At 46.8% G+C, this 18,331-nt stretch carries 14 protein-coding genes; 1 reads left to right on the plus strand and 13 read right to left on the minus strand.

Annotated features, from left to right (window positions below):
- Positions 1-109: 109 nt before the first annotated feature.
- The 8 genes from M1L52_RS14090 to M1L52_RS14125 form a co-directional block, all read right to left on the minus strand.
- Positions 110-2,368: a BamA/TamA family outer membrane protein gene (locus M1L52_RS14090; RefSeq protein WP_248615663.1), complete on the minus strand. Its 2,259-nt coding sequence runs from the start codon at positions 2,366-2,368 to the stop codon at positions 110-112.
- A 32-nt stretch (positions 2,369-2,400) separates the two neighbouring features.
- Positions 2,401-3,129 (minus strand): TrmH family RNA methyltransferase, encoded by a 729-nt coding sequence (locus M1L52_RS14095; protein WP_248615664.1) that lies wholly within the window; start codon positions 3,127-3,129, stop codon positions 2,401-2,403.
- Between the two features lie 136 nt (positions 3,130-3,265).
- Positions 3,266-4,261: a translation elongation factor Ts gene (gene tsf / locus M1L52_RS14100; RefSeq protein ID WP_248615665.1), complete on the minus strand. Its 996-nt coding sequence runs from the start codon at positions 4,259-4,261 to the stop codon at positions 3,266-3,268.
- Between the two features lie 89 nt (positions 4,262-4,350).
- Positions 4,351-5,181, minus strand: a complete 831-nt coding sequence (rpsB, locus tag M1L52_RS14105; RefSeq protein WP_248615666.1) for a 30S ribosomal protein S2 — start codon at positions 5,179-5,181, stop codon at positions 4,351-4,353.
- Between the two features lie 163 nt (positions 5,182-5,344).
- Entirely contained in the window at positions 5,345-5,731 is a 387-nt protein-coding gene (gene rpsI / locus M1L52_RS14110; RefSeq protein ID WP_248615667.1) for a 30S ribosomal protein S9, read from the minus strand.
- 12 nt (positions 5,732-5,743) lie between these two features.
- Positions 5,744-6,205 (minus strand): 50S ribosomal protein L13, encoded by a 462-nt coding sequence (gene rplM / locus M1L52_RS14115; protein WP_248615668.1) that lies wholly within the window; start codon positions 6,203-6,205, stop codon positions 5,744-5,746.
- Between the two features lie 895 nt (positions 6,206-7,100).
- Positions 7,101-9,293 (minus strand): sodium-translocating pyrophosphatase, encoded by a 2,193-nt coding sequence (locus M1L52_RS14120; RefSeq protein ID WP_248615669.1) that lies wholly within the window; start codon positions 9,291-9,293, stop codon positions 7,101-7,103.
- Positions 9,294-9,342: 49 nt separating this feature from the next.
- Positions 9,343-11,349 carry a sensor histidine kinase gene (locus M1L52_RS14125; RefSeq protein WP_248615670.1) on the minus strand — a complete coding sequence of 669 codons (2,007 nt, stop codon included), beginning with the start codon at positions 11,347-11,349 and terminating at the stop codon, positions 9,343-9,345.
- 156 nt (positions 11,350-11,505) lie between these two features.
- Here M1L52_RS14125 and M1L52_RS14130 point away from each other — a divergent pair, with 156 nt between their 5' ends.
- The gene (locus M1L52_RS14130; RefSeq protein WP_248615671.1) at positions 11,506-12,393 is read left to right on the plus strand and encodes a cation diffusion facilitator family transporter; all 888 of its coding nucleotides are present in this window, start codon (positions 11,506-11,508) and stop codon (positions 12,391-12,393) included.
- Between the two features lie 108 nt (positions 12,394-12,501).
- Here M1L52_RS14130 and M1L52_RS14135 read toward each other — a convergent pair whose 3' ends face one another.
- The 5 genes from M1L52_RS14135 to M1L52_RS14155 are packed head-to-tail and all read right to left on the minus strand — an operon-like array spanning position 12,502 to position 18,327.
- Positions 12,502-13,938, minus strand: coding sequence for an NADH-quinone oxidoreductase subunit N (locus M1L52_RS14135; RefSeq protein WP_248615672.1), 1,437 nt, complete (start codon positions 13,936-13,938; stop codon positions 12,502-12,504).
- A gap of 21 nt (positions 13,939-13,959) precedes the next feature.
- The gene (locus M1L52_RS14140; RefSeq protein ID WP_248615673.1) at positions 13,960-15,489 is read right to left on the minus strand and encodes a NuoM family protein; all 1,530 of its coding nucleotides are present in this window, start codon (positions 15,487-15,489) and stop codon (positions 13,960-13,962) included.
- Positions 15,490-15,532: 43 nt separating this feature from the next.
- Positions 15,533-17,491 carry an NADH-quinone oxidoreductase subunit L gene (gene nuoL, locus M1L52_RS14145; RefSeq protein ID WP_248615674.1) on the minus strand — a complete coding sequence of 653 codons (1,959 nt, stop codon included), beginning with the start codon at positions 17,489-17,491 and terminating at the stop codon, positions 15,533-15,535.
- A gap of 6 nt (positions 17,492-17,497) precedes the next feature.
- Positions 17,498-17,806 carry an NADH-quinone oxidoreductase subunit NuoK gene (gene nuoK / locus M1L52_RS14150; RefSeq protein ID WP_248615675.1) on the minus strand — a complete coding sequence of 103 codons (309 nt, stop codon included), beginning with the start codon at positions 17,804-17,806 and terminating at the stop codon, positions 17,498-17,500.
- A complete protein-coding gene (locus tag M1L52_RS14155) occupies positions 17,806-18,327 on the minus strand; it encodes an NADH-quinone oxidoreductase subunit J (protein ID WP_248615676.1) in 522 nt (173 codons plus the stop codon). Before M1L52_RS14155 ends, nuoK begins: the two co-directional genes overlap by 1 nt.
- Positions 18,328-18,331 lie beyond the last annotated feature (4 nt).

Here is an 18,331-nt window from a genome sequence, read left to right on the forward strand (position 1 = left end):
AGCCTGCAAAGTTACTATTTAGTAAGCAAAAAGCCAAAGGAAATCTGTATTTTTCTATACAAATTTTACTCGTCGCCATATTCGAATACAAATAGAAATTCCCCTTGTGTTAGAAAGGCAGTCCCACTGCGAAGTGGAAAGCTGCATCGCGGCTGAATTTCGGATGCAACAGCGGATAGTGTTCATCTGTATCAGGTTCGTATGCAGGATTAACAGCCTTCATACCAAGGTCAAAACGCAGAATGAAATAGTCAAAGTTGAAGCGTATGCCAAGACCGTAGCTTGCAGCCAGCTGTGACAGAAATTCATTGAAACGGAACTGTCCGCCAGGTTGACCTTTATAGTCGCGTAGTGTCCAGATATTGCCTGCATCGATGAAGAAGGCGCCTCCAAGTTTCCAGAACAGATGTGTGCGATATTCTGCATTCAAGTCTAGCTTCATGTCACCAGTCTGATTGATGAAGTTTATACGTCCGTCATTTTCTGTATATTTACCAGGTCCCAGTCCTCTGACGCTCCATCCTCTGACGCTGTTTGCGCCACCCGAGAAATAGCGCTTTTCAAAAGGCAGCACATTGCTGTTTCCATAAGGATAGGCTATGCCGAATCCCATATGAAGCACAAGCTGGTTGTTGCTGTCAATCATGAAAGAGCGTGACAGATCAAAATCAGCCTTTACATATTGAGCAAACGCAATATTAAATAAGGTATATTGTCCTTCGCTGTTTTTACCTGCATCAAACATCTCGGCTCCAAGTGACAGCAGGTTGCCCGATGTTTCAAGGTTTGTCTTAAACGCAATGTTTCTGTTGGCATAGGAATAGCCTATGCCTATCTTAGTGATGAACAGGTCTTCATAGTTATAGCGGAGAATGGCGTTACGCGAGTTTTCGCTCTCCAGATATTCCTTTCTGAAAGTATTTGAAATCCAAGGCATGAAGACATAGTTCAGGTCAAGGAGATCAAGCTGATAACGATCATGACGATAAGGGAACGACCACTTATACCTCCATGATGCAGAGAGCACACGACGGTGGAATTCTGGTCGGTCTTGCATGTCATATAGCAATGCCAGCTCGCTTGTGGCATTCACCTCGCGTCGTATTCTATCAGAGATGAAAGGCAACATGAAGCGCGGATAGCTGAGTCGTGCTTCAACAGAGTATTCTATGAAGTTCTGGTTTGAGTAGCCTTCCAGCTCCTTTATGGCCTCATAGGCGCCACGCAACTCAACGCTGAACACCTCGCTACCACGAAACATGTTACGATTCTGATAGGTCACAGACAGAGCTGCTCCCAGGTCACCTGCTGTGTTTGTTCCTTCAGGCTGCACACTTATTGTAGATGGTTTGTTGCCCTGTAGTTGAATGTCACAATCAAGAATAGTCGTATCGGCCTGTTGTCTGAGTGAAATGTTAGTGTATTTCACAGCCTGCATCCTGCCGAAGTGGTTATATGTGCGTTGCAAACGTGCTGCTGAATACGGCTGATTGGCTGTGAAATGTGTACACTCTTCAAGAACGCTTCGTCTGAGAGGCAGCTGATATACAGTATTGGCACCACCAGCATTATAGCTAATCTTTCCTATTGTATAGCAAGAATGCAGAGTGTCAGGAAGGTTGTCACGCTTCATTGCTGCAAGGCGCAGCGTAAGGTCGATATCCGTTGAGCCAGCCAGAGTGTCTGCCAGATAGCTTATATATTCTTTGTGGAATCGATAATAGCCATTGTTGTTAAGAAAGCTTGTCAGTCGCTTGCGCTCAGCATCGAGTTTCGCCAAGTCAAACCTCATATTAGCATTCAGCATACGTTTAGCGCTATCGCCGTTAACTTTCAACAGCGAGTCAATACGACTGTCGCCAATCTCGTATCTCAACCTACGGACATAATATGCTTTTCCAGGCTGAAGCCAATAGGTCACATGTGCCTTCTTACCACGATACTGCACATCGGCTATCACCTCTGACTGCATATAGCCCTCGTTACACAGAGCCTGACGAAGGTCTGCACTCGAACGAACCATCTGCATACTGTCAAATATCACAGGCGGCTCACCTATAGACTTTATAAAACGGTTTATCCAACGTGTAGTGTCTCTTCCTGACAAAGAATATGTGGCAAGAGATGTCTTCGCCAACGAGAACAGGCGTGAGTTGGGATTCTGTCGCACATAGCTGCGCAATTGTCCCAAGCTGACATCAGCTTCTGCCGAAGGGGCCAGTCTTACCTTAACAGTGCTAAGCAGGTATTTGTCATCTGGAACATAGCGCGTCGTAGAACAGGAATTCATCAGCATCATAATGGGAGCTATCAGCATCATAATCCATGATGTTGACAGCATTCCTTTATTATTATGCAGTTTATCCATGTGCATTTTTCTTTCTTCTGCTGAACGAAAGGTTATTTGCGTCGTCTGAACTCTGCGCAGGTTATAGCAGTTGCAATAGCCACATTCAGGCTTTCAGCCGTATCACCCTTGCGATAGCAAGGTATGAGGAGTCTCTCCGTCACCAATTGTCTCACTTCTGCTGAAATGCCGTTTCCCTCGTTACCCATTACAATAATGCCTTCCTCGGCAAGGTTCTTGCTATAAAGGTCTTCGCCGTCGAGCAATGTTCCATATACAGGCAGCGATGTTTGGCCTAACAGATCCGTGAGCTTGGTATATATAATGTTCACGCGAGCTATGCTTCCCATTGTGGCCTGAACCACTTTCGGATTCCAAGCATCGGCAGTATCCTGCGAACAATAGATGGTATCTATTCCAAACCAGTCAGCAATACGTATTATCGTTCCCAGATTGCCTGGGTCCTGCACTCCGTCAAGAGCGAGACACAGTCCGCGAGGTTCTGTCACCTCACTTGTTTTTGGCATACAGAAAGTAGCAAGCACATATTGAGGATGCTGCAGGAAGCTCAGTTTTCGCAATTCATCAGGAGTAACCTCAATACAATCTATTCCAAACGGATTCTCATAGGCGGCTGTGGCAAAGACCGTCTGAGGCTTAAAGCCACAACGCAACAGATCGCCCACCACCTTTGGACCTTCTGCTACGAAGAGTCCGCTCTGCTGCCTGTGTTTCTTCTGTTCCAGCAGTTTTACTTGGCGTAACTGGTTCTTACTTAGCATAAGTTATAACTTCAGAAGTTGATTCTATGTAGGACGCAAAGTTACTATTTTTTTTCTGTTTCTTAAAGAAAAAGGCTGGGAAAATCTCAAGGATTTTCCTCAGCCTTCTATTTTGTGTTTCCTATTTGAAAACAGATTACTCTGCAGCAAGAGTGAAGCGACGGAAGTCAGCAATCTTCAGTTCCTTGTCCTGCTGAGCGAGCCACTGAGAAACAGTAGCCTTGTCGCCGTCGCCGAACTGGAACTCCTGGTCAACGAGGCAGTTCTCCTTCAAGAACTTCTGTACGCGACCCTTAGCGATGTTCTCGATCATTACTGGCTTCAGCTGAGCCTCGCCCTCTACCTTAGCAGCAGCGATAACCTTGCGAGCCTCGTCAGCCTGCTCCTGTGTGAGCCAGCCCTTAGACATGTTGCTCTCAATGTGGTCTTCGCTATCCACGAGGTTGGGGTTGATACCAGCCTTCTTAAGCTTCATCTCAACGAACTTCTCAACCTGCTCGAGCTTTGTCTTCTCAACTGCAGTCTTGTACTCCTCGTCGAGAACCTTCTGCTCTACGTGCTCTGCGTCAAGAGCTACTGGCTTCATGGCAGCTACCTGCATAGCAAGCTTGTGACCAGCCTCCTGGTTCTCCTTTGTGGTCTGAACCATTGTGCAGAGAGTGTGCTTACCCATGTGGTCGTAAACTTCAATGTTTGCGCCCTCGAGAGTCTGGTAGCCATCGAGCTCCATCTTCTCACCAGTGATACCTGAACGCTGTGTAACAGCCTCAGAAGCCTTCATGCCGTTAACAACAAGATTGTTAACCTCATCGAGAGTCTTGCACTTTGCAGCAACAGCAGCGTCGAGGATGCTCTGTGTCAGAGCAATGAAGTCAGCACCGTTAGCCACGAAGTCGGTCTCACACTTCAGGGCGAGGATTGCACCAAAACCGTTCTCAACCTTTGTGAGCACGCAACCGTTAGAAGTCTCACGATCGCTACGCTTAGCAGCGATAGCCAGTCCACGCTCGCGAAGCAGCTCCTTAGCACGGTCGAAATCACCCTCAGCCTCAGTCAGAGCCTTCTTTACGTCAGCCAGACCTGCGCCAGTCATAGCGCGAAGCTTTTTGATATCGTCAATTGAAATTGCCATAATAATTTACGATTTAACTTGTTACGTTTTTCATTTAAGAGTGAAGAGTGAATCGTTTCCTTTTCACTCTTCCCCTTTTTACTTATCACTTACTCAGCAGCTGGTGCCTCTTCCTCAGCAGCAGGAGCCTCTGTAGCCTCCTCCTTGCGAGCACGACGTGTGCGCTTTGGAGCTGCCTCTTCAGACTCTGCCTCAGCCTGTGCCTCAGCAGCCTTCTCGTCAGCCTTTTCAGCCTTGCGCTCCTCGAGACCCTCTGCGATAGCAGCGCAGCATGCATTGAGGATTACCTCAACGCTGTCCTTAGCGTCATCGTTTGCAGGGATGATGAAGTCAACGTTCTTAGGATCGCTGTTTGTATCAACGATACCGAACACGGGGATACCCAGACGGTTAGCCTCACGAACGGCGATGTTCTCCTTCATCACGTCAACAACGAACAGAGCGCTTGGCAGACGTGTCAGGTCAGCGATAGAACCGAGGTTCTTCTCAAGCTTAGCGCGCTGACGTGTAATCTGCAGGAGCTCACGCTTTGACAGGTTGCTGAATGTGCCGTCGTTCATCAGTTTGTCGATGTTTGCCATCTTCTTCACAGCCTTGCGGATGGTTGGGAAGTTGGTGAGCATACCACCAGGCCAACGCTCGATAACATAAGGCATGTTCACGCTTGTAGCCTTGTCGGCGATGACTTCTTTAGTCTGTTTTTTAGTACCTACGAAGAGGATTTTCTTACCCTGACGGGCAATGGCCTTCAATGCCTCTGCAGCATCGTCAATCTTAACGACTGTCTTGTGGAGGTCAATGATGTGAATACCGTTACGCTCGGTATAGATGTATGGAGCCATGGCGGGGTTCCACTTACGCTTCAGGTGACCAAAGTGGCATCCAGCCTGGAGCAGCATATCAAAATTTGTTCTTGCCATTTTCTTTTTTCTTTTTAAATAAGTTGTTTACTTTCTTTTTAATCTTTTTGTTAGATCAGCCAAGTGGTAGTCTAGTTTGACTAGTTCGACTAGTTCAACTAGTTTTTCTAGTACTAGCCCCCAGAATCCCCTTGGTTTAGATACTAAACGTAGTCCAGTATGATTAACGCTTACTGAACTGGAAGCGACGACGTGCCTTTGGACGACCTGGCTTCTTACGCTCTACCTCACGGCTGTCACGTGTAAGGAAGCCCTGAACCTTGAGTGCCTTCTTGTCATCAGCGTTCAGCTTAACAAGAGCACGTGCGATAGCCATACGCAGAGCCTGGCTCTGACCTGTGAAGCCACCACCATCGAGGTTGGCATTGATGTCGTACTTTTCAGCTACTTCCAAGAGCTGCAGAGGCTGCTTAACAACATACTGCAGGATAGCTGAGGGGAAATATTCTGTAATATCCTTCTTGTTGATCGTAATTTTGCCAGTACCTTCCGACAAATAAACACGAGCTACAGAGCTCTTACGACGACCTGTTGCGTTAATTACTTCCATTGTCTTCTATTATTATTTATACTGGTTAATATCAATAGCCTGTGGCTTCTGAGCCTCATGATTGTGCTCTGTGCCCTCATAGATATAGAGGTTGTTGAGCAGTGCGCGTCCGAGGGGACCCTTTGGCAGCATACCCTTCACAGCGTGACGGAGCATCTTGTCAACACCATCCTTCTTCTTGCGAAGCTCAGCAGGTGTGTTGAAGCGCTGACCACCAGGATAGCCAGTATAACGGGTGTAAACCTTATCGGTTTCCTTCTTACCGGTGAAAACAACCTTGGCAGCATTAATAATAATAACATTGTCGCCGCAATCAACATTAGGAGTGAAACTTGGCTTGTACTTACCACGAATCAACTTAGCGACTTTAGAAGCGAGGCGACCTACCACCTGATCGGTAGCGTCGATTACCACCCACTCCTTCTTGACTGTCTCCTTGTTAGCTGAGACTGTCTTGTAACTTAAAGTGTTCATTCTTAAAATTAAATTTACTAAAAAACAGTTTTTTAAAATCTTTTTGCGGCATTTGCCGCGCTCTCGAATAATCTTGAATGTCGATTCACGAACCACGTCATCCGGCCAAAGATAAGCGCTATTCACACGGCACTCACGGGGGATTCTAAGACCCTCCCCCAATAATCGGACTGCAAAGGTACAATATTTAATTAAGAAAAAGAAACAGACACACTAACCATAATGTAAATTTATGTTTATTTAACACAACATTACGATTAATTATTATTTGTCCATCACCTTAGGTTATTGAGAAGACACGGCGTACCGACTCACCGGCGTACCGCCGTACCATTTGCATAATTCAAATGAAGTAGTAAAATAGTGAAATTAACTTTTATATATTATATATATTATATTAAATTTAATATAATATATATAATATATAAACATATTTTCAAGGTCTATGGTATGCAGCAAGTAAAAATCCTAATGGTGAGTCGGTACGCCGGTACGCCGGTGAGTCGTACGGATTCTGTTGACTATTGCTCCTGTGAATGTAGACTACTTTCCTGAATATGTTTACTTTTCTCTAATATATCATGCGACAACTCAATTTTAACATTTGAAATAAATCTGAGATAAATGAAAAGAATCCTTGTTTTGCACCCAATAATTTCGTACCTTTGCAATGCATTCGAATGACACACAACGAGCGTTTAGAAATAACGCGTGAAGCGTTTGGTAAGAAAGCGAGAGGCGTTTGGTAAGAAAGCGAGAAGCGTTTGGTAAGAAAGCGAGAAGCATTTAAATAAGAAAGCAAATAGCGGACAAATCTAAGGTCAGTAGAAAAGCAGAGAGGGGCACCACGGCAGCAGCACTCCTCCCACGATAAAAACAAAAGTCCACCTAATGATTACAAAAATGCAATGGTGAGGCCAGCCATAACAATGGACACCATAGACATGAGCTTGATGAGGATGTTCAGAGACGGACCACTCGTGTCCTTGAAAGGATCGCCAACGGTATCGCCCACGACAGTAGCCTTATGACAATCGGAGCCCTTGCCACCGAAGTTGCCCTCCTCCACCATCTTCTTGGCATTGTCCCACGCGCCACCGGCATTGGCCATGAAGACAGCAAGTGTGAAGCCTGCAGTAAGGCCACCGACAAGGAGTCCCATGACACCAGCGACACCAAGAACACAGCCCACGATGATAGGAATGATTATTGCCAGGAGCGATGGGAAAATCATCTCTTTCTGAGCCGAGCGAGTGGAGATTTCCACGCAACGACCATAGTCGGGAGTGCCTGTTCCCTCAAGTATGCCTTTAATCTCGCGGAACTGACGGCGCACTTCCTCAACCATAGACTGAGCTGCACGACCCACAGCTCCCATGGTCAAACCACAGAACAGGAAGGCAGCCATGCCTCCTATGAAGGCGCCAACGAGAACCTTCGGGTTCATGAGGTTCACCTGGAAGAAGTTCATGAAGTCGGGAATGGTGGCATCGGTAGCGCTAATGATTTCACCCTTGAGATTAGTGAGGGTGATGTTGGCACGTTCCATAGCAATCTTCACCTCTTCAATATATGATGCCAGAAGGGCGAGGGCTGTGAGAGCTGCTGAGCCAATGGCAAAGCCCTTGCCGGTAGCAGCGGTGGTGTTACCAAGGGCATCAAGAGCATCGGTACGCTGGCGTACTTCTGGCTCGAGCTCGCTCATCTCAGCATTACCTCCGGCATTGTCAGCAATAGGTCCATAGGCATCAGTGGCAAGAGTTATGCCAAGCGTGGAGAGCATGCCCACAGCAGCAATGCCAATGCCGTAGAGACCGCGAGAGAGCGACTCAGCCGACATGTCGAGGTTGAAGCCATTGGCACAGAGATAGCTGAGCATTATGGCAACAGAGATGGTGACAACGGGTATCATGGTAGATATCATGCCTGTACCTATACCTTTTATTATAACGGTGGCAGCACCTGTCTCTGAAGCAGCAGCGATGTCCTGCGTAGGCTTATAGGAATGAGAAGTGTAATACTCTGTGCCCTGACCAATGATGACGCCTGCACAGAGACCTGTGATGACTGAGAATGATGTGCCAAGCCAGTTGTCGAGTCCCAAAAGATAGAGAATGACAAACGTGGCAACAGCAATGAGTACAGCAGAAACGTTTGTTCCCAAGGCCAGCGACTTTAGCAGGTCGCGCATAGTTGCTCCGTCCTTGGTGCGGACGAGGAAGATGCCTATCAGCGAGAGGAAGATGCCCACAGAGGCAATAATCATGGGGGCTATGACAGCCTTGAGCTGCATGTCGCCATTCATGGCAAAGGCCGTAGCGCCAAGGGCTGCAGTAGAGAGTATGGAGCCACAATAGCTCTCATAGAGGTCGGCACCCATGCCTGCTACATCACCCACATTATCGCCCACATTGTCGGCAATGGTAGCGGGGTTGCGAGGATCGTCTTCAGGAATATCCTGTTCAACCTTTCCCACAAGGTCGGCACCAACATCGGCTGCCTTAGTGTAGATACCGCCACCTACACGAGCAAACAGCGCCTGTGTAGAGGCACCCATGCCAAAGGTAAGCATGGTGGTGGTTATAGTGATAAGGGCTATGCTTCCCTCAGTATAGACGCTGCTGAGTATTAGAAACCAGATAGCTATGTCGAGAAGACCGAGACCCACGACAACAAGGCCCATGACAGCTCCTGAGCGGAACGCGATGCGAAGTCCCTGGTTGAGACCCTTGCGGGCACCATTGGCAGTACGTCCAGAAGCATAGGTGGCGGTCTTCATGCCGAAGAAGCCTGCCAGTCCGCTAAAAAGTCCGCCTGTGAGGAAGGCAAACGGTACCCATGGATTCTGCACATGAAGCACATAGGCCATGAAGGCGAACACTACGGCAAGGACGATAAAGACCATCGTCACAACCTTGTACTGCTGCTTAAGATAGGCCATAGCACCACGACGCACATGGGCTGCTATCTCACACATTCGAGGTGTGCCCTCGTCTTCTTTCATCATCTGGCGGAAGAAGAAGAACGCCATACCAAGGGCAACGATACTTGCCACTGGCACTAACCAAAAAACGGAAGGAATATTCATAGTTATAGTTTATATGATGGTTGTATTAACGTGGTTCTGAATAGTTTTCTCAGCTTGAAGCTTCGCCTAAAGGCAAGGTCATGAGGAAACGTGCACCTGCAGTATAGCTGGTGTCGAGAACAATGTCACCTCCCAGTCGGCGACAGAAGCTGCGAGCTACAGTCAGTCCGATGCCGGTACCAATTTCGTATTCGTTGAGCTGAACGAACTCTTCAAATATGTGTTCAGCCTCGTTGGCAGGTATGCCAATGCCGGTATCCTCTATTACAAACTGAACCTTGCCTTCAAGCTTTTCCACCTTCAGGCGGATTGTTCCTTCCTTAGTGAAACGTTCAGCATTGTCGAGCATCAAGACGATGGCGCGAGTGGCTGCCTGCTCATTAGTGTGGAGCATCAGAGTATCACTCCCCTCGCCTACCTCAAGCTCAATGGGTATCTTATACTCCTCGCATGGAGGGAAGTTTGACGCAGCCTGGGCAGCTATCTGAAGTGCAAGCACGTCATCGTTACGCTCAATGACCGTCTTGCTGTTTGCATCGCTAAGCTCAAGCATCTTGTTAACAAGCTCGGTAATGCGATTTGTATTCTCAAGTATCTGCTTGTTGATGTCTTTGCGAGTATCTTCGTCGAGATCAGCATTCGATGTGGTGATAACCTGGGTGAAGCCCGACAGGATGTTAAGAGGAGTGCGAATCTCATGTGATATCTGCTGTATGAACGACGTCTTCATGCGCGATGACTCCTTGGTGCGCTCATTGGCCTCCTCAAGTTTCTTATAAGCTATTTCAAGACGCATGGCTGCCTTGTGTCGGAAGAAAATGAACAGGCTGAATCCAAACAGCACAAGCACCATCAGCACAATGGCTGCCAAGAACTGCTGACGCTCCATATCGGCCTTCTGCTGCATAATCTCTGTCTCTTTCTGCTGAGTGTTGTATATCGTTGCCATCTCCAACGCCTCATCACGCTGCATGCTGATTATTGATGAGTCGAGGCGCTCGCAAATAGCTCTTGCTACAGCATTGGCAGTATCAAGACGATTGGCGTTGATATTGGCACGATACTTTGGCAAGTAGTAACGTTGGATATTCTCTACTGTAGGGTGAATATTGAACTTATTCATTTGTGCATCAAGTGACTCATAGTTACGAGCTGCATCAACCCAGCGTCCGGCAGAAGTGAGATAGTTGATGGCTTCGAGTTTTCCATCACCAGTGTTTGCATAGTCAGTCAGCAAGGCTTTTTCATAGTTAAGCTTTGCGTCAGCCTTATTACCAAGACCTTCCATTGCCCAGGCACGATAAAGGTAAAGGCGAGCTGTCTGCTTGTCAAGATAGCTCTGGTTGGGATCAGGAAGATTGCTATATTCGTGAAGGAGTTCTTCGAGATGACTTGTCCAGTCATAGGCTTCCTGATAATAATGCTGGAAAAGATAGTTATCTGCAATCGTGATTACACCTACTACAGCACTTGTCACATTTGATGATGACGGCTCGTATTTTATTACTTCAAGATATTTGCTATAGGCATCATGAAAGCTCTTGGCTGCTTCATTGGAGGTGTTCAGTTTAAGCTGACAGCATCCCACAGAGAGTAACAAGTAGGCAAAGTCGCAATTGCTATCGTAGCCCTTTTCCACAAGCTTATTCATTGCAGGCACAGCAACCTTCATAGTTGACTCATATTCACCACGTAGCAGAAGCACACTGGCAAGTCTGTTGGCAGACTTAGAGTAGTATTCAAGGTCTTCGCGGTTCTTTATGTCAAGAGAAATGGCTTTCTGCCAGTAGTTCTCGGCCAGGTGCATCTTACGCTCACGAGAGTATGCATAGCCTCGCCAATAGTTGGCTTTCATCTCAGATATTTCATTTGTTGAGTCCAACTGGTCTGCCAACTGGAGCAACCTTTCATAGTCATACTGTTTATAGGCTGCATTTATAAGACTATCGGCTTGGTTCTGTTTGACTATGGTCTGACGTTCTTTATCTGTACATGATGAAACAGCTGCGATAAGGAACAATGTAAACGATATATATTTAATGAATCGTGCTTGCATCTTGAAAAATATTTTTTGCAAAGATAAAAAATATTGGCAACAAAATGACATTTTATTCAAAAAGAAAAGTAATTTTGCCATGAATAACATTAATTATTGCACATTTCGGTAAGAATATGCAAATAATCGACTTTTTAAAGTGCTGTTAAAAGAGAAATGAAATCGACAAGAGACAGTCAAATATACAAAGTGACAATGGCGGGCGGAGCAGCAAACGTAGCCCTGCTCGTATTCAAGTTCGTAGCTGGAGTTTTAGGACATAGCTCAGCGATGATTGCTGATGCCGTACACTCACTAAGTGACTTCATCACTGATGTTATAGTAATAATATTTGTATGGATAAGTGCAATACCAAAGGACAAGTCACATGACTATGGTCACGGCAAATACGAAACGCTGGCAATGACTATCATTGGCTTGGCGCTGATTGCTGTCGCAATAGGAATAGTCTATGACGGAGCAGAGAAGATAATAGCATGGGCAGGCGGTAAACAGCTCGAAGCCCCTGGCATGCTTGCCCTATGGGCAGCCCTGATCTCTATAGCCACGAAGGAAGTTGTATATCGATACACAATGACCAAGTCAGTACAGCTTAATTCACAAGCACTGAGAGCCAACGCATGGCATCATCGCAGCGATGCTCTCTCGTCAATAGGAACTGCTGTGGGCATAGGTGGAGCAATATTTCTCGGACAGCGCTGGACGGTGCTCGACCCAATGGCATCTGTCATCGTAGGATTGTTTATAGTCAAGGTTGCTATTGTGCTGCTACGCGATGCCATAGGCGACCTTACAGAGCAGTCTTTACCAGAAGATATCGAGGAAGAGATTTTGCAGCTGGCGGCATCTATTCCTGGAGTAGTTGAACCTCATGACCTGCACACTCGACGAATAGGCAGTCACTATGCCATTGAGCTACACATACTGATGAACGGTGACATAACGCTGAAAGAAGCTCACGACAAAGCCTCTGAGGTGGAAGAAGTATTGAAAAAGAAATACGGCGAAGAGACACATATTTCTGTACATGTGGAGCCGAAATAAACAATATCAGCCAAAAAACATGCGATGTATTATTGCATTATCAGATAAAAAACTCCCGATGCTCAGGAAGTGAACATCGGGAGTATTTATTGTAGGATTATCTACTACTTACAGGGCTGCACCAGCAATCCACTCATAGATGCAAGAGGCAACGCCAAGGAGGCAGATGCCTGCTGTACACAGAACGAGGGAAATCTTAGTAGCGCCGTCCATAGAGAAGGCTGGCAGAGGATTCTCCTCCTTTGTTATATACATAGCCTTCACGATGAGCAGATAGTAGTAAAGTGAAATCACAGTGTTAACCAAAGCCACGAACACCACGAAGTATGGCCAGAATGGAGCTCCGTTGTGACCATTGACAGCAGCAAGGAACACGAAGAACTTTGAGAACATACCTGCAAATGGTGGGATACCTGCCAAAGAGAACAGAGCGAGAGTCATGAGCAGAGCCAACTTAGGATTGGTGCTATAAAGACCATTGTAGGCAGACATCATTGTGCTTCCTCCATTATTCTCCACAGCGCTGATAACGGTGAAGACAGCCATGTTAGCTGCTACATAAACCAGCACGTAGAACGTTAGTGCAGTAGCACCTACCTGAGCATCGCCACCGATGACAGCCAGCATGATATAGCCTGCCTGTGAGATTGACGAGAAAGCCATGAAGCGCTTCAACTCGTTCTGACGAATGGCAAAGAGGTTAGCCACTGTAATAGAGAGCATGATAACAATCCACAACAGTGGGTTCCAATAGTCTATCATAGAATCAAACACCTTGGTGAGGATGATGCACAGAGTGAGAGCTGCAGCTCCCTTCGACACTACGCTCAGATAACCTGTGACAGGTGTAGGAGCACCCTGATAGGTGTCAGCAGTCCATAAGTGGAAGGGAACAAGAGAAATCTTGAATCCCAATCCGCTGAAGAAGAACACGAGACCCATGATGGTGAGCGGAGAAGTGGTCAGCTCATCTGCCACATCTTCAAAATACAGAGAACCTGTAGCAGCATAGAGGAACGAGATACCAAAGAGCATCACACCACTTGAGAATGTAGCCACAAGGATGTACTTAGCTGCGCCCTCAGCAGAGTTCTTACGGTTCTTATCGAAGGCAACCATACAAGCCATAGGAACAGAAGCCATCTCAAGACCAAGGAAGAACATCAGGAATGAGCCTGAAGACATCATCATATACATGCCGAGCAGAGTAGAGAGAACCAGCATGAAGAACTCGCCAGAAATCTTCTTATTGGTCTCTAACCACGTCTTCGACATAATGACAACGATGAGTGTACCCATTGTGAGGATAATCTTCATCACGTTGACCATCTCGGAGGTAACGTAGATGCCGCCGAAAGCTTCAGCAGGCTCCATAGTACCAAACAGGACGGCAGTCTGAAGGACTAATGCACCACATGTAATAGTCCAGAGTTTAGAAAGCTTATTCTCACTCTTGTTCAATGCAAAGTCAGCAAAGAAGACCACAAGCAGCAACGCTACTAATATAGCCTCTGGAATCATATTTAAGAATTGTACGTAATTCATATCTTTATTTCCTCCTTTACTTTACATTACACCAATTGATTGAAGAATGCTGCCTGCACTCGGCGAAATCATGTCGCTGAAGAAGAACGGAGCACAGCCAAGACCTGCAACACAGAAGATGAGGCAGATAACAGCAACGCGCTCATCCCAAGTTGCATCGGTGAGCTCAAGGAAGTGCTTGTTCTCAACCTCGCCATAGAGAATCTTACCAACAACACGAAGGATATAGACTGCTGTTACGACGATTGAAGTACATGCAATGATGGTAGCAACCATACGGAACGACGTGTTGGGGTCGCCAGCAAGAGGCTCAGCACCAAATGCGCCCACGAAGATTGTCATCTCAGCAATAAAGCCTGAGAAGCCTGGCAGACCGAGGTTTGCAAGACCTGCTATCACATAGCCTACTGCAAGGAAAGGCATTATCTTCATCAAACCTGCAAGCTCACGAATGTCACGAGTATGTGTACGTCCGTAGATCATACCGATGAGGGCGAAGAAAAGAGCCGTCATCAGACCGTGAGAGAGCATCTGAAGAATAGCACCTGTCACAGCTGTCTGGCTCATCATCAACAGAGCAAAGAGCACAAGACCACAGTGAGACACAGAGCTGTAAGCATTGATGTACTTCAGGTCTGTCTGCACGCAAGCTGACAAAGCACCATAGACAACAGATATTGTAGTCAGGATAAGGAATATCCAAGACAGTTGCTGAGCTGCTTCAGGCAGAAGGTACATTGCTACACGGAAACATCCGTAACCTCCAAGCTTCATCAGCACGCCAGCATGGAGCATTGACACAGCTGTTGGCGCAGAAGCATGACCATCTGGTGACCATGTGTGGAATGGGAACAGAGCGCCAAGAACACCAAAGCCAATGAAGATGAAGGGGAAGAAAGCGTTCTGTATAGATACAGGAATCATGTGAGATGTTTTTGCAATCTCGTTCACATTCATCGTATAGACACCGCTGTACTCACCATTGAAATAGTATATACCAAGCACACCAAGGATGAGAAGCGCAGAACCACCCATCAGCATAAGTGTAAGCTTCATAGCTGCATACTCCTTCTTGCCTGAACCCCATACACCAATAAGAAGGTACATAGGAATAAGAGCTACCTCATAGAACATGAACATTGTGAACATGTCAACGCAGATGAAGAAGCCAAACACACCTGTAGAAAGCAGGGTGAACCAAAGGAAATACTCCTTAGTAAGGGGCTTCAGCTGCCAAGAGGCGAATGTGCCTGTGAACACGATGATGCTCGACAGGAGCAGCATCACAACAGAGATGCCATCAACACCTACTGCATAGTTGATGTTAAGAGACTCAAACCAAGGGGTCGAAGCCACAAGCATCATATTATTTGACCAAGCAGCGGGATTATCGTGATTGGTCACATAATAATAGCAAAGCCATATAGACAGGGCAAGCAAGCAAGACGAGCCTGCCACCATCACACCACGCACCTGATTAAGGTTGCGGGCAATCCACAATCCCAGAAGCATCAGGGCGGGAATCAAAACGAATAAACTTAATATATTCATAGTCGTTATTCCTTTCTTATAGTTACTATATGCACTATAGATACTATAGAGCTAATAGGATTAATGTTAATGCCACACTACCTGTGAGGAACCACACAGCATACTGACGCACATCGCCACTCTGCCAAGAACGGAGGCTCTCGCCACCCTCATTAGCGCCCCATGCCATAAAGTTGAACGTTCCGTCAACAACGTGACGATCGAACCAGGCAATAGGAGTAGAGATACAACGGAAGATGATGCGATGGGTAACATACTGCCAAATCTCGTCCTGATAGAAACGCTTGTAGGCAGCGCGATGCAGACGAGGGAAGGTCTTGTAAAGTTTGTCGGCAATGGGCTGTTTCTCACCTTTATATATATAGGTGGCCAACAGGATAGAGCAGACAGCAACCACAATAGATGTACCGGCAACCGTCCAATCGAGATGGATGTCATACGCCTGACCGCTGGCTGACACGAAGTGACCGAAGGGCAGGAAGCCACAAAGGATGGTCACCAATGACAGGAAGATAAGCGGGAAGGTCATCATCCAAGGTGCTTCATGCGGTGTGTGATGTGCGTGAGCCTCCTTATTCTCTGTACCCCAGAAGATACCGTAGTACAGACGGAACATATAGAAAGCGGTCATAGCAGCAACACCCGTCATGATCCAACCTACCACAGGACTGTAGTGCATGCAGGCAGTCAGTATCTCGTCCTTAGAGAAGAAGCCTGAGAACGGAGGTATACCTGCAATGGCCAGACATGAAATCAGGAAGGTGATATGAGTGATAGGCATATACTTACGTAGACCACCCATCATCGACATCTCGTTAGAATGTACGGCATGGATAATACAACCGGCACCGAGGAACAGACAAGCCTTGAACATGGCGTGTGTGAACAGATGGAACATACCGGCCATATAGCCCAGCTGAGCATGGTTATCAAGCACCACACCGGCCTCGTGAGAAGGCAGGCTGACACCAAGAGACACCATCATAAATGCTATCTGTGAAATGGTTGAGAATGCAAGCACACGCTTAATATCGCTCTGAGCACAAGCAACAGCAGCTGCATAAAAAGCAGTGAATACGCCCACCCATACAACTATAGACAAAGCCTCTGGCGCATATTCGATCCACAATGGGAACATACGTGCAATCTGGAACACACCAGCTACCACCATCGTAGCAGCGTGGATAAGTGCAGATACAGGTGTTGGACCTTCCATTGCATCTGGAAGCCAAATGTGCAAGGGGAACATAGCAGACTTACCTGCACCACCAATAAACATCAGAGTCAGAGCCGTAGGAATAATGCAGGCACCTGCAGCTACAGCCTTAGACATATTACCCTCGATGAATGGTGTTGTCCCCTGCCCCATTACGATGTCACCTGCAAATGAGAAGCTGAACGAATCGGTGAAATAGCCGAAGGTCAGAATACCCACGAGGAAGAACATATCGGCAAAGCGGGTCACGATGAAAGCCTTCTTTGATGCAGCAATAGCCGGCTTCAAAGGATAGTAGAAGCCGATGAGCAGATAAGAAGAAACACCCACGAGCTCCCAGAACATATACATCTGGAAGATGTTGGTGGCCAGAACGAGACCCAGCATAGACATTGTGAAGAGGCTCAGGAAAGCATAGTAACGCTGGAAGCCCTTCTCGCCATGCATGTAGCCGAACGAATAAATGTGCACCATGAATGACACCGTAGAGATGACGATGAGCATCATAACCGATATAGGATCCAAGAGGATACCCATGTCGAAGTGCAGATTGCCAAGAGGCAACCAAGTGAAGTTATATGGAACAAACGTCTGATAAACGTCGTTAACACGATCTGCTCCAAAATACTGGAATGCAGTCATGTATGACAGAATGGTGACGAGTCCCAATGAACACGTGCCGATAAGGCCTGCGGTCTTATGCGACATCTTCATGCCAGCAAGTCCTAACACGATGAAGGACAGCAGAGGCAGAAGGAGAATGAAAATTGAATATTCGAATCCCATAGTCTTTTATCCTTTCATGTTAGTAATACTGTCTGCCGTATCGCTCTTGAAGTTGCGATAGACATTGATAATAATAGCTATAGCCACAGCACTCTCAGCAGCTGCAACACCAATGACAAAGAGGGTCATGAACATGCCTTCCATTCCATCGGGATAGAGCATACGGTTGATTGCTGCGAAGTTGATATCAACGGCGTTGAGAACCAGCTCGACAGAGATGAGCATAGCGAGCAGGTTACGACGAGTAACAAAGCCATAAACGCCGATGAAGAACAAAAGTGCGCTGAGCACGAAATAACATTCAACAGGTACCATTATTCTTTCTCCTCCTTTCTTGCTACTACTAATCCACCAATGATACATGCCAGCAAGAATATCGAGATGAACTCGAACGGCAGCACATACTGATACTTCTCACTACCCACAAGGGCATTACCAATCTCCTTCATCGAAACCTCGGCATCAGCCACAGCATCGAAATTTGAGTAGAAGCCAGTCTTCACGAGAATCAAGCTTACAACGATGAGAGAAACAAGGACAACAAGTCCGTTGCCAATCATGCGGCTAGTCTTGATCTTCTCAACCATTCCCTGCAGGGTTTGCTTAGAGACAAGCTGAATGGCGAAGACATAGATCATTGTCACGCCACCGGCATAGACGCTGATCTGGGCAGCACCAAGGAATGTATAATCGAGCAGGAAATAGATGCCTGCCACGCCAAAGAGCACAAACAACATGAATGTTGCGGCTCGCATAATTCGCGTTGTCGTCACGCACAGCAGTGCTGAGCCAAGAATGACGATCGCGAGGATTGTAAACATAATTGCGTTTGCCATAGTT

Source organism: Prevotella sp. E13-27 (assembly GCF_023217965.1).
Taxonomy (GTDB): domain Bacteria; phylum Bacteroidota; class Bacteroidia; order Bacteroidales; family Bacteroidaceae; genus Prevotella.